This window comes from Marinobacter halophilus (genome assembly GCF_003007685.1).
In the GTDB taxonomy this organism is placed as follows: domain Bacteria; phylum Pseudomonadota; class Gammaproteobacteria; order Pseudomonadales; family Oleiphilaceae; genus Marinobacter; species Marinobacter halophilus.
Map to the genome: position 1 here is coordinate 162115 of NZ_PXNN01000009.1, position 13550 is coordinate 175664.

Sequence of the window (13550 nt, forward strand, 5' to 3'; positions counted from 1 at the left end):
GTTCATGACACAATCTGACCGAAAGGTAACATCGCCACCGCTTGGGTGGCATCTGTCGCTCTCCTGAAACTGGCGAAACGAGGCTGAATGTCTTCCGATAACCGAATTACCGGCCGCTTTACGGTCCCCCCTGAACTCAGTGACAAACGCCTGGATCAGGCCGCCGCTGAGCTGATGCCCGAGCACTCCCGCTCACGCCTGCAGTCGTGGATCAAGAGCGGGGCTCTGACCGTGAACGGCACAACCCGCAAGCCCAGAGACAAGGTGATCCTGGATGACGTGCTGGAAGTGGACGCCGAGCCGGAAGTTCAGGTTACCTGGCAAGCTGAGCCGATCACACTGGATGTTGTCTACGAAGACGAACATCTGCTGGTCATCAACAAACCCGCTGGCCTGGTGGTGCACCCGGCCGCCGGTCATGCTGATGGTACCCTGGTCAATGCCCTGCTGAACCACGCCCCGGAAGTGGAAAACCTGCCGCGAGCAGGCATCGTCCACCGCCTGGACAAGGACACCTCCGGCATCATGGTGGTGGCACGCAGTCTGATTGCCCACACCTCCCTGGTGGGCCAGTTGCAAACCCGCACCATGGGCCGGGAATACGAAGCGGTAGTGGTGGGTTCTCTCACCGGCGGCGCCACGGTAGAGGCCCCCATCGGTCGGCACCCGCAGGATCGCAAGCGCATGGCGGTGGTGTCGTCCGGCAAACCGGCGATCACCCATTACCGCCTGATCGAACGCTTTGCCGCCCACACCCATATTCACTGTAAACTCGAAAGCGGCCGAACCCACCAGATCCGGGTCCATATGACCCACGTGCGCCACCCCTTGGTGGGGGACCCAGTCTATGGCGGCCGACTGCGCCTGCCCAAAGGCACCACCGAAGAACTCCGGCTGGCCCTGGCCGCGTTCCACCGGCAAGCCCTGCACGCCCGCAAGCTTACCCTGCAACACCCGGAAACCGGTGAAACCCTCAGCTGGGAAGTGCCGCTGCCGGAAGACATGGTTGAGCTCATCGAAGCCCTACGCAAACACGCGAGGGAACTGGAAGACAATGATTTCTGAGCAGGACACCCTGCGCCCTGGCTGGCCAGCGCCCGACCGCATCCGGGCGCTGAGCACCACCCGCAAAGGCGGGGCCAGCCAGCCACCCTGGGACAGCCTGAATCTTGGCGTTCACGTGGGTGACGACCCCGACCACGTCGCCCGAAACCGCCAGATACTGGCGGACTTCACTGGCCTGGCGGCCAGCAACATCGGCTGGCTGAATCAGGTTCACGGCACCGACGTGGTAGAACTGACGCCCGACAACGTCGATGCCGTTGCAACCGCCGACGCCAGCTTCACCCGCCACCCCGGCATCGCCTGCGCCATCCTCACTGCCGACTGCCTGCCCGTAATCCTTACGAATGCCAGCGGCACCGTCATCGGCGCCGCCCACGCCGGCTGGCGCAGCCTGTGTGGTGGTGTGCTCGAACATCTCATCACCGCCATGGCTGTCCGCCCGTCAGACCTCAAGGCCTGGCTGGGCCCCGCCATCGGCCCTGAACACTTCGAAGTCGGCCCGGAAGTGCGCCAGTCTTTTATCGACCAGAGCCCGGACGGCGCCCAAGCGTTCACTCCAAACGGCGCCCGCTCAGGCCACTTTATGGCGGATATTTACCGATTGGCGACCCAGCGCCTGAATAATGCCGGAGTGGTATCCGTATCCGGTGGCGGCCTCTGCACGGTCAATGACAAAGACCGATTCTATTCCTATCGAAGAGACGGTCAGACAGGCCGTATGGCAACGCTGGTCTGGCTGGACTAACTGACGACTGTCAAATTTCTGACGATTAAACTGCCTGCCCGCTTGAAGTCCCCGAACATGCCCCTACATTGAGTAGCAAGGCAAACCGAATACCCGCCGCTTCAGGCAAACACGGTATTCGCAAAAATTCGGGGAATACAGAATATGAGAATCGACAAACTCACCAGCAAACTGCAAAGCGCACTAGCAGACGCGCAATCCATCGCAGTCGGCAAGGACCACAACTTCATCGAGCCCGTCCACCTGATGCAGGCCTTGCTCGATCAGCAGGGCGGCTCCATCAAACCCCTGCTCAAACAGGTGGGCGTCGAGCCAGGCCGTGTACGCCAGGCCATCGCCAAAGAAATCGAAAACCTGCCCGAAGTGCAGGGCAATGCGGGTGATGTCTCCATGTCCAACGATATGGGCCGTCTGTTTAACATCTCTGACAAGCTCGCCCAGAAACGCGGTGACCAGTTCATCTCCAGCGAACTCATTCTGCTGGCTGCCGTCGAAGATCGCGGTACGCTCGGTCGGGTGCTCAGAGAGCAGGGCGTCGACAAAGCCGTTCTGGAAAAAACCATCGATGCCGTTCGCGGCGGCGAAACCGTCAACGACGCCGGCGCGGAAGAAAACCGCCAGGCTCTGTCGAAGTACACCGTTGACCTTACCGAGCGAGCTGCTGCCGGCAAGCTCGACCCGGTGATTGGCCGTGACGACGAAATCCGCCGCACCATCCAGGTACTCCAGCGTCGGCGCAAGAACAACCCGGTGCTGATCGGTGAGGCCGGCGTCGGCAAGACTGCCATTGTTGAAGGCCTGGCCCAGCGCATTGTGAACGGCGAAGTGCCGGAGAGCCTGAAAAACAAAAAGGTACTCTCCCTCGATATGGGCTCCCTCATCGCGGGTGCCAAATTCCGCGGCGAGTTCGAAGAGCGACTGAAAGCGGTGTTGAACGAACTGTCCAAACAGGAAGGTCAGATCATTCTGTTTATCGATGAAATCCACACCATGGTGGGCGCGGGCAAAGCCGAAGGCTCCATGGATGCGGGCAACATGCTTAAACCGGCGTTGGCCCGCGGCGAACTGCACTGCGTAGGTGCCACCACCCTGAATGAGTATCGGGAAAACATTGAGAAAGATGGCGCGCTTGAGCGCCGTTTCCAGAAAGTGTTGGTGTCCGAGCCCAGCGAGGAAGACACCATTGCCATCCTTCGCGGCCTCAAAGAGCGTTACGAAGTGCACCACGGTGTTGAAGTGACCGACGGCGCCATCATCGCCGCTGCAAAACTGTCACATCGCTACATCACCGACCGCCAGTTGCCAGACAAGGCCATTGACTTGGTGGATGAGGCGGCGAGCCAGATCCGGATGGAAATGGACTCCAAGCCGGAAGCTCTGGATCGCCTCGAGCGCAGGTTAATTCAATTGAAAATCGAACGGGAGGCGTTGAAAAAAGAAACCGATGCTGCATCCAAAAAACGGTTGGAAGAGCTGTCAGCGGTGATCGGCAATGTCGAGCATGAATACGCCGATCTGGAAGAGATCTGGAATACCGAGAAGGCAGCACTGCACGGCTCCCAGAAAATCAAGAGCAAGCTCGAGCAAGCCCGGATTGATCTGGAAAATGCTCGCCGCGCTGGCGATCTGGGCCGGATGTCCGAGTTGCAGTACGGCACCATTCCGGAGCTGGAGCGCCAGTTGGATATGGCCAGCCAGGCCGAAATGATGGAAATGAAGTTACTGCGCAACCGGGTGACCGACGAGGAAATTGCCGAAATCGTGTCCAAGTGGACCGGTATTCCGGTGTCGAAAATGCTCGAGGGCGAGCGCGACAAACTGATGCGGATGGAAGAGGCGTTGCATGGCCGGGTCATCGGTCAGCATGAGGCCGTGGAGGCGGTATCCAACGCGGTACGCCGTTCTCGTGCCGGGCTGTCTGATCCGAATCGGCCGAACGGCTCGTTCCTGTTTCTGGGCCCCACCGGCGTCGGTAAAACCGAGCTGTGCAAAGCGCTGGCTTCATTCCTGTTTGACACCGATGAGGCCATGGTCCGCATCGATATGTCCGAGTTTATGGAGAAGCACTCGGTGGCCCGCCTGATTGGTGCGCCCCCCGGCTACGTCGGCTACGAAGAAGGTGGTTACCTGACCGAGGCCGTGCGCCGCCGGCCCTATTCGGTGCTGCTGCTGGATGAGATTGAAAAAGCCCATCCGGACGTGTTCAACATTTTGCTGCAGGTGCTGGATGATGGTCGCCTGACCGATGGCCAGGGCCGTACCGTGGACTTCCGCAATACGGTGATCGTGATGACGTCCAACCTGGGGTCTCACATCATCCAGGAGAAAGCCGGGGAAGATGATTACGAAGATATGAAGTCGGCCGTCATGGAAGAGGTCGGCACACACTTCCGGCCCGAGTTCATTAACCGGGTGGATGAAGTGGTGGTGTTCCACCCGCTGGCGAAAGATCAGATCCAGGGCATTGCCCGTATCCAGATCGACAACCTGGCGCGCCGCCTGAAGGATCAGGACATGAAGCTGGAGCTGGACGATGAGGTGATGCAGTTGCTGGCAGAGGTGGGCTACGATCCGGTCTATGGTGCCCGCCCGCTTAAACGGGCGATTCAGCGGATGATTGAGAATCCGCTGGCGCAGAAGCTGCTGCAGGGGGATTTTATGTCGGGTGACACCATAGTTGCCACCGTGCAGGGAAACACACTGGCTTTTGCCAGGGCCTGAGTGTCGCTTGCAGGCTGCCAATACAAAAGGGTCAGATGACGAAAGTTATCTAACCCTTTTCTCGATCTGGACGTTAATGCTCAGCGTTGTGCCGGAACCGCAGTGTCTGGCCCGCAGTTCTCTGCAGCGATTTCTTCAAACTGACGCCGTTGTTCGTCAATTTCCTCAGGGCTCAGGTAGCGCATCTCGCCGTCTTTCTCGACCCGGATTCTGGCATTGCTACTGATAACGTTCAGGTTTGAACGTGCGGTGGCGCAGTTGGCCTCGCGTTGTTTCCGGCGGGCTTCTTCAACAGCGCTTTCCTCGCGGCGCTGCTGTTGGGCTTGCTGCTGTTCTTCCAGTTGGTCCAGTTGTTGCTGTGGGCTTTGTCGTTGGTTGCCCGGATTCCGGCTGGTGCCGGACCGCACATTGACCTGTTCAGAATTCTGACCTGTCGGCTGGCGGTCACCGAAGTGAGTGACGCCGCTTTCATCGGTCCATTTATATACAGAGGCAGCGCCTGCAAAGCTCGGTGTGGCCGCCATCAGAACGGTCAGCATCAGGATTTTTCGATTCATGTCTCTACCCGTTTCTTGTCTACAATCTGGAGATATCATGCCACCTGAACGGTAGATTTTCTCCTGTCTGGTTCAAATCTCTCGCACCTTTTATGCGGCCAGTATGGCAGAGTGCCGAAGAAATTGGTCGTAATTAAGCCACAGCGCCTATTGACAGTGAGTTTCGCGCTGTCAGAATTACCGATTGCCTGAAGACTGGGGTCAATACGGCAGGCAATCCCGAGCGAGTATCCCCCGTTAATCACCACACTGAGTCTGCCACACGTTGGTGGACGTTGGTTGTTGCTTACGTGCAACCCGTTGATTGGTCGTTCTCCGCAACCCTCAGGAGGGCGGCTGGCCAGGAGACAACCTGTTAAAAAGGGTGTGGAGGAGTACGCCGGTTCCGCTTTCACAAGAAGCAGAGAAACCGTGAATCCAGGCAACCGGGGCGTAACCCGGCTCATTCACTCGTCGAAGAGGGTAGAAAACGTGGAGTTATTGTCTGGCGCCGACATGCTGATCCGGTCCTTGCAAGATGAAGGGATCGAATACATATACGGCTATCCGGGTGGTGCGGCCCTTCATATCTATGATGCGCTGTTCCGGCAAGATAAAGTCAAGCACATTCTGGTGCGGCACGAGCAGGCTGCGGTCCATATGGCCGACGGCTACGCCCGCGCAAGCGGACAACCGGGTACCGTTCTGGTCACCTCGGGTCCTGGCGCAACCAACACCATTACCGGCATCGCCACTGCCTTCATGGATTCCATCCCTTTGGTGGTTCTGTGCGGCCAGGTAGCATCCACCCTGATTGGTGAAGATGCCTTCCAGGAAACCGACATGATCGGTGTGTCCCGTCCGGTGGTGAAGCACAACCTCAGTGTGCGCCATCCTTCAGAAATTCCGGAAATCATTCGCAAGGCTTACTACATTGCAGCGACTGGCCGTCCCGGCCCGGTTGTGGTCGACATCCCCAAGGATATGACCGCTCCGAATGAGCGCTTTGAGTATTCCTATCCGAAGAAAGTCAAACTGCGATCTTACAATCCCGCCATTCGCGGTCACGCAGGCCAGATCAAGAAGGCCGTCGACATGCTGATGGCCGCTAAACGCCCGGTCATCTACGCCGGCGGTGGCGTCATTCTGGGTAAGGCTTCCGAGCAGTTGACGGAACTGACTCGCACGCTAGGCTTTCCGATCACCAACACGCTGATGGGAATTGGTTGCTATCCGGCGACCGACAAGCAGCACCTGGGTTGGTTGGGCATGCACGGCACCTATGAAGCCAACATGGTCATGCACCATTCAGACCTGATTCTCTGTGTCGGTGCGCGTTTTGATGATCGGGTAACCAACGCCACTGAGAAGTTCTGCCCGGGGGCGCGGATTATTCATATCGATATTGATCCGGCGTCGATTTCCAAGACCATAGACGCGGACGTGCCCATCGTTGGTCCGGTTGATTCGGTCCTGAAAGAAATGATGTCGCTGGTCAAAGAAAGCAAAGATAAACCGGATGCCGATGCGCTGGCGTCCTGGTGGAAGCAGATTGAAGAGTGGCGCGCGTTCCATGGTATGCGTTACGAGACCAGCCCGGACGTGATCAAACCACAGGAGGTGGTTGAGATGCTCTGGCGGCTCACTAACGGTGATGCGTACGTGACCACCGACGTGGGTCAGCACCAGATGTTCACGGCCCAGTATTACAAGTTCGACAAGCCTAATCGTTGGATCAACTCCGGCGGCCTGGGCACCATGGGCTTTGGTTTGCCTGCCGCCATGGGCGTCAAGCTGACTCATCCGGATGATGAAGTGCTGTGCTTTACCGGTGAAGGCAGTATCCAGATGAATATCCAGGAGTTGTCGACCTGTAAGCAGTACGACCTGCCCGTGAAGATCATCAACCTGAATAACCAGGCGCTGGGTATGGTCAAGCAGTGGCAGGACATGAACTACGAGTCCCGTCATTCGGAGTCTTACATGGATTCTCTGCCGGACTTCGTCAAGCTGGCGGAAGCCTATGGCCATGTTGGCGTGCGTATTGACCGCAAGGAAGACCTCGAGCCCAAGCTCAAGGAAGTCCTGGCGATGAAAGACAAGCTCGTGTTCGTGGATATCTACGTTGACCGCTTTGAGCATGTGTACCCGATGCAGGTTGCCCGTGGTTCGATGAAAGATATGTGGCTCAGCAAAACGGAGAGGGTGTGATCATGCGTCGAATCATTTCTGTTTTGCTCGAAAACGAGCCTGGTGCATTGTCCCGAGTGGTTGGGCTATTCTCTCAGCGCAACTACAATATCGAGACACTGACGGTTGCAGCGACCGAAGACAAAACGTTGTCTCGCCTGACAGTGACCACTTCAGGCTCGGACAAGGTCATTGAGCAGATCACCAAGCAGCTGAACAAGCTGATCGAGGTGGTCAAGCTGGTGGACCTGACCGAAGGTGCCCATATCGAACGGGAACTGATGCTGGTCAAGCTCAAGGCTACCGGCTCCCAGCGTGCGGAGATCAAGCGCACGGTGGATATTTTCCGTGGCCAGATCGTAGACGTGACCAGTTCCGTCTACACCGTGCAGCTGGCGGGAAACAGCGAAAAGCTCGACGGCTTTATTCAGGCAGTGGGTACCTCCGGAATTCTGGAAGTGGTGCGTACCGGGGTGTCTGGTATCGCGCGAGGCGAAAAGGTGCTCAGCCTCTGACGGCTGTCTGACAAATTTGAACATCATGGCCTTTATAGGCCATTACTTAATAGTAGAGGTTTCTAATGCAGGTTTATTACGATAAGGATTGTGATCTTTCCATCATCCAGGGCAAGAAAGTAGCCATCCTCGGTTTTGGTTCACAGGGCCACGCCCACGCGTGCAACCTGAAAGATTCCGGTGTGGATGTGGTTGTTGGTCTGCGCCCGGGCTCTTCTTCCATTGCCAAGGCGGAAGCCTATGGCCTTAAAACCAGCGACGTTGCCTCTGCCGTGGCTGCTGCTGATGTAATTATGGTGCTGACCCCTGACGAGTTCCAGGCCCAGTTGTACCGTGACGAAATCGAACCGAACCTGAAGCAGGGCGCCACTCTGGCATTCGCTCACGGTTTTGCGATTCATTACAACCAGGTCGTTCCACGCAAAGACCTCGACGTTATCATGATTGCCCCGAAGGCGCCGGGCCACACTGTGCGTACCGAGTTCACCAAAGGTGGCGGTATTCCTGATCTGGTCGCGATCTTCCAGGACGCGTCCGGTAACGCCAAGAACCTGGCCTTGTCTTACGCCAGCGGTATCGGTGGCGGCCGTACCGGTATCATCGAAACCACGTTCAAAGACGAAACTGAAACCGATTTGTTCGGTGAGCAGGCAGTTCTGTGTGGTGGCACTGTCGAGCTGGTCAAAGCGGCGTTTGAAACGCTGGTGGATGGCGGTTACGAGCCGGAAATGGCTTACTTCGAGTGTTTGCACGAGCTCAAGCTGATTGTTGACCTGATGTACGAGGGTGGCATCGCCAACATGAACTACTCCATCTCCAATAACGCGGAGTACGGTGAGTATGTAACTGGCCCCGAGATCATCAACGAGCAGTCCCGCGAAGCCATGCGCAATGCACTGAAGCGCATCCAGAGCGGTGAGTATGCCAAGATGTTCATTTCTGAAGGCGCTCTGAACTATCCGTCCATGACTGCTCGTCGTCGTCAAAATGCCGAGCACCAAATTGAAGTGGTGGGTGAAAAGCTGCGCTCTATGATGCCTTGGATTTCCGCGAACAAGATCGTGGACAAAGATAAGAACTGATCCGGAATTTCCGGTACGGTTTGAAAGCGCGGCCCCTTGTGGCCGCGTTTTTCGTATATACTCGGCGCAAATGCTTTCCGGAGTTTGTGGAATGACTGAAGAGAATAGATCTGTCGAAAAGCCTGAGCCAAAAAGCACACAAGAGCCCGAGATTGCGGCCGGTGAGGTGGTCGAGGAAGAGCTGGTCGAGGGCGCCAAGGTGCGCCGCAAAGGCATCTATCTGTTGCCCAATGCGCTGACCACGGCCTCCTTGTTTTCGGGGTTTTATGCCATTGTTTCCGCTGCCAATGGTGTTTTTGACAATGCCGCCATCGCCATTTTTGTGTCCATGATCCTCGATGGCCTGGACGGTCGTGTTGCGCGGATGACCAATACCCAAAGCAAGTTTGGTGAGGAATACGACAGCCTGGCCGATATGGTCGCCTTCGGAGTGGCCCCCGGCATGGTTGCATTTTTCTGGGCCTTGAATGGCCTCGACAAGGTTGGCTGGGCGATTACCTTTATCTATGTGGCTGGTGCGGCCTTACGTCTTGCACGCTTTAATACTCAGATCGGCTCTGTCGACAAGAAAGTTTTTGTCGGGCTGCCAAGCCCGGCGGCGGCAGCCTGTGTGGCCGGTCTGGTCTGGTGCTTCCACCTTTACGAGCCTGCAACCTGGCTCACTCTGCTGTCGATTATCGTGGTCGGTGGTTCTGGTGTACTGATGGTCAGTAACGTTCTGTACCGCAGCTTCAAAGATCTCGATATGCGTGGCCGTGTGCCGTTTGCGGCTATTTTGCTGGTGGTGCTGATTCTGGTGGTGATCGCTCTGGATCCGGCGACCGTATTGTTTACCGCGTTCCTGATCTATGCGTTATCTGGCCCGGTGCGCGCCTTGTTCAGATACAAGACCAAGCGCGCCTGACAGATCGCGCAATCCCGCCCGGCGGCAGTCGGGCGGGAATTTCTCCAGGAATCGTCAGTCAATAACCCAACCGCTTCCTTTGGAGTTGCTTTATGCTCATCAAACAGCGCCCACCCTGGGCACTGCCGGATTCCGCAGTCACCCCAAAAGCCATCTACCTGGACCGCCGAAGGTTCATGACCGGTGCGATCGCGTCTGCTGCCTCGCTGGCGGTCCCTGGTTTGTTGCAGGCGAGTGAAAAATCCCCCGGTCGCCAGGCATTGGATTACCGCGCGGCTCCGCAGTTTTCAACGGACGAACAGAAAACACCGGTCGATGCGGTCACCGCCTACAACAATTTCTATGAATTCGGCACGGGAAAGGGCGACCCCGAGCGGTATGCCGGCGAAATGTCTGTGGACCCCTGGTCGATTGAAGTGGAGGGTGAGTGTGAGCGTCCCGGTCGCTATGCGCTGGAAGATCTGCTCAAGCCCCACGAGTATGAAGAGCGTATCTATCGGCTACGCTGTGTAGAGGCCTGGTCCATGGTGATTCCGTGGGTAGGTGTGCCACTGGCCGCTGTGCTGAAACAGCTGGCGCCAACCTCACGAGCGAAGTACGTCTATTTCGAAACCTTGCATGACCCCAAACAAATGCGCGGTCAGCGGTCGTTGTTCAGCACCATCGAGTGGCCTTATCGTGAGGGGCTGCGCATGAATGAGGCCATGAACGAACTGTCCTTTCTTGCCGTTGGTCTCTATGGCGAGACATTGCCAAACCAGAATGGTGCGCCCATTCGCCTGGTGGTCCCGTGGAAGTACGGCTTCAAAAGCATTAAGTCCATTGTTCGTATCCGATTTATGGAAGAGCGGCCGAAGACAAGTTGGGAAATGATTGCGCCGAATGAGTATGGCTTCTACGCCAACGTAAATCCGGAGGTGGATCATCCACGCTGGAGCCAGAAAAGGGAGCGTCGGTTGCCTTCCGGTGTGTTGCGGCCTAACTGGATTGAAACCATAAAGTTCAACGGATATGAAGAGCAGGTGGCGCATCTCTATAAAGGCATGGACCTGTCCCGGTATTATTGATGCCAGCCATAACGCGAAATACGTTGATCGACGTTTTTGCCAGGTGTCTGGTATTTATTGCAGCACTGGTGCCATTGGTTTTTCTTGTGAAAGATGTGGCTACCGGTGATATCGGACCGGACCCGGGTCAGGCGATTACTGAGCGCTTGGGGTTGACGGCCTTTCAGTTTCTGCTGTTGACCTTGGCGATCACACCGTTGAAGAAAGTCACGGGCTGGAATGGCTGGCTGCGCTACCGTCGGATGCTGGGCTTGTTCGTTTTCTTTTATGCCAGCCTTCATATTCTTGCGTTTTTGCAATTGCTTCTGGGGTGGGGCGATCTCTGGACCACCTTTACCCAGCGCCCCTATATCATCGCGGGCGCGACCGCGTTCTTGTTAATGCTCCCATTAGCTGTGACCTCTACCAAGGCAATGATGAGACGCGTTGGTCGGGGCTGGAAGCCTTTGCATCGTTTGATCTACCCGGCAGCGATACTGGTCTGGGTGCATTTCCTCTGGCAGGCCCGAAGCGACATTACCGAAATGGTGGTTTATGGGCTAATTCTGCTTGTGCTACTTGGCCTGAGGGCTTATTGGTTTGGATTGCCCACGCTGATTCCGCTTCGTCGAGGCTAGAAATGGGTAAAACGTGATCGGTTTGGTCAAACGTTGAGCGCCCTGGTAGGTGGTGTCCGAAGAGCTGTCGTTTTTTTCAGATTGACCGTTGACACCCAAGCTGAGGTCTGTAGAATGCGCATCTCGCTTGAGGGACAGGCCGCTGAAACGGCTCGGAACTGAAGCGATAACTGCTTGAAAGGTTTGAAGAAAACGGTTTTAAAATTCTTCGAGAAAGCGGTTGACAAGGTGGCGGTTCAGTGTAGAATGCGCACCTCGATTAAGCAGTACGCCGATGAGTTTTTCGGCCGTTTCCGGAGTCGGAAGCAGCGAAAAATAAACGGTTGACAAGGTCGCGGAACGATGTAGAATACGCCACCTTGATTGAGCCACGGCTCAAACGCTCTTTAACAAGTTAACCAAGTAATTCGTGTGGGCGCTGGCCGAGGTATTTCGGATATGAAATATCAGGACAGTGACTCGTCGAACATTGAGTTTTGTCTTGAGCAAGATTAAAGGATCTTCGGATTCTTGTATGATTTAAACTGAAGAGTTTGATCATGGCTCAGATTGAACGCTGGCGGCAGGCTTAACACATGCAAGTCGAGCGGAAACGATGGGAGCTTGCTCCCAGGCGTCGAGCGGCGGACGGGTGAGTAATGCTTAGGAATCTGCCCAGTAGTGGGGGATAGCCCGGGGAAACCCGGATTAATACCGCATACGCCCTACGGGGGAAAGCAGGGGATCTTCGGACCTTGCGCTATTGGATGAGCCTAAGTCGGATTAGCTAGTTGGTAGGGTAAAGGCCTACCAAGGCAACGATCCGTAGCTGGTCTGAGAGGATGATCAGCCACATCGGGACTGAGACACGGCCCGAACTCCTACGGGAGGCAGCAGTGGGGAATATTGGACAATGGGGGCAACCCTGATCCAGCCATGCCGCGTGTGTGAAGAAGGCTTTCGGGTTGTAAAGCACTTTCAGCGAGGAGGAAGGCTTTCAGACTAATACTCTGGAGGATTGACGTTACTCGCAGAAGAAGCACCGGCTAACTCCGTGCCAGCAGCCGCGGTAATACGGAGGGTGCAAGCGTTAATCGGAATTACTGGGCGTAAAGCGCGCGTAGGTGGTTTGCTAAGCGAGATGTGAAAGCCCCGGGCTTAACCTGGGAACGGCATTTCGAACTGTCAGACTAGAGTGTGGTAGAGGGTAGTGGAATTTCCTGTGTAGCGGTGAAATGCGTAGATATAGGAAGGAACACCAGTGGCGAAGGCGGCTACCTGGACCAACACTGACACTGAGGTGCGAAAGCGTGGGGAGCAAACAGGATTAGATACCCTGGTAGTCCACGCCGTAAACGATGTCAACTAGCCGTTGGGACTCTTGAAGTCTTAGTGGCGCAGCTAACGCACTAAGTTGACCGCCTGGGGAGTACGGCCGCAAGGTTAAAACTCAAATGAATTGACGGGGGCCCGCACAAGCGGTGGAGCATGTGGTTTAATTCGACGCAACGCGAAGAACCTTACCTGGCCTTGACATCCAGAGAACTTTCCAGAGATGGATTGGTGCCTTCGGGAACTCTGAGACAGGTGCTGCATGGCCGTCGTCAGCTCGTGTCGTGAGATGTTGGGTTAAGTCCCGTAACGAGCGCAACCCCTATCCCTGGTTGCTAACAGGTAATGCTGAGAACTCCAGGGAGACTGCCGGTGACAAACCGGAGGAAGGTGGGGATGACGTCAGGTCATCATGGCCCTTACGGCCAGGGCTACACACGTGCTACAATGGCGTGTACAGAGGGCTGCCAACTCGCGAGAGTGAGCCAATCCCTTAAAACACGTCGTAGTCCGGATCGCAGTCTGCAACTCGACTGCGTGAAGTCGGAATCGCTAGTAATCGCGAATCAGAATGTCGCGGTGAATACGTTCCCGGGCCTTGTACACACCGCCCGTCACACCATGGGAGTGGATTGCACCAGAAGTAGTTAGTCTAACCTTCGGGAGGACGATTACCACGGTGTGGTTCATGACTGGGGTGAAGTCGTAACAAGGTAGCCGTAGGGGAACCTGCGGCTGGATCACCTCCTTAAACGAAGCCGAATGCTTCGGTCAGAGTCCACACGAATTACTTGGTT

Annotated in this window: 10 protein-coding genes and 1 rRNA gene; 10 read left to right on the forward strand and 1 reads right to left on the reverse strand. The window is 56.2% G+C overall.

From position 1 onward, the window contains the following. The first annotated feature begins 87 nt into the window (after positions 1–87). From rluD to clpB, 3 genes are all read left to right on the forward strand, one after another. Positions 88–1065, forward strand: a complete 978-nt coding sequence (gene rluD / locus C7H08_RS06220; RefSeq protein WP_106670880.1) for a 23S rRNA pseudouridine(1911/1915/1917) synthase RluD — start codon at positions 88–90, stop codon at positions 1063–1065. Further along, positions 1055–1810, forward strand: a complete 756-nt coding sequence (gene pgeF / locus C7H08_RS06225; RefSeq protein WP_106670881.1) for a peptidoglycan editing factor PgeF — start codon at positions 1055–1057, stop codon at positions 1808–1810. The genes rluD and pgeF overlap by 11 nt, the downstream gene beginning before the upstream one ends. 144 nt (positions 1811–1954) lie before the next feature. Then, positions 1955–4531 carry an ATP-dependent chaperone ClpB gene (clpB, locus tag C7H08_RS06230; protein WP_106670882.1) on the forward strand — a complete coding sequence of 859 codons (2577 nt, stop codon included), beginning with the start codon at positions 1955–1957 and terminating at the stop codon, positions 4529–4531. 80 nt (positions 4532–4611) lie between these two features. Here the strand turns inward: clpB and C7H08_RS06235 are convergent, their stop codons facing one another. Then, positions 4612–5088, reverse strand: a complete 477-nt coding sequence (locus C7H08_RS06235) for a DUF4124 domain-containing protein (protein ID WP_106670883.1) — start codon at positions 5086–5088, stop codon at positions 4612–4614. A gap of 471 nt (positions 5089–5559) precedes the next feature. Here C7H08_RS06235 and C7H08_RS06240 point away from each other — a divergent pair, with 471 nt between their 5' ends. The 7 genes from C7H08_RS06240 (at position 5560) to C7H08_RS06270 (ending at position 13504) form a co-directional block, all read left to right on the forward strand. Further along, complete coding sequence (locus C7H08_RS06240) at positions 5560–7278, forward strand: acetolactate synthase 3 large subunit (RefSeq protein ID WP_106670898.1); 1719 nt, start codon at positions 5560–5562, stop codon at positions 7276–7278. Positions 7279–7280: 2 nt separating this feature from the next. Continuing rightward, entirely contained in the window at positions 7281–7772 is a 492-nt protein-coding gene (gene ilvN, locus C7H08_RS06245) for an acetolactate synthase small subunit (RefSeq protein ID WP_106670884.1), read from the forward strand. A gap of 65 nt (positions 7773–7837) precedes the next feature. After that, on the forward strand, positions 7838–8854 hold the full coding sequence (ilvC, locus tag C7H08_RS06250; protein WP_106670885.1) for a ketol-acid reductoisomerase: 1017 nt from the start codon (positions 7838–7840) through the stop codon (positions 8852–8854). A 91-nt stretch (positions 8855–8945) separates the two neighbouring features. Next, the gene (gene pssA, locus C7H08_RS06255; protein WP_106670886.1) at positions 8946–9758 is read left to right on the forward strand and encodes a CDP-diacylglycerol--serine O-phosphatidyltransferase; all 813 of its coding nucleotides are present in this window, start codon (positions 8946–8948) and stop codon (positions 9756–9758) included. Positions 9759–9850: 92 nt separating this feature from the next. Then, entirely contained in the window at positions 9851–10825 is a 975-nt protein-coding gene (gene msrP, locus C7H08_RS06260) for a protein-methionine-sulfoxide reductase catalytic subunit MsrP (RefSeq protein ID WP_106670887.1), read from the forward strand. After that, on the forward strand, positions 10825–11442 hold the full coding sequence (locus C7H08_RS06265; protein ID WP_106670888.1) for a protein-methionine-sulfoxide reductase heme-binding subunit MsrQ: 618 nt from the start codon (positions 10825–10827) through the stop codon (positions 11440–11442). Before msrP ends, C7H08_RS06265 begins: the two co-directional genes overlap by 1 nt. A gap of 521 nt (positions 11443–11963) precedes the next feature. Beyond that, positions 11964–13504, forward strand: a 16S ribosomal RNA gene (locus tag C7H08_RS06270). The last annotated feature ends 46 nt before the right edge of the window (positions 13505–13550 follow it).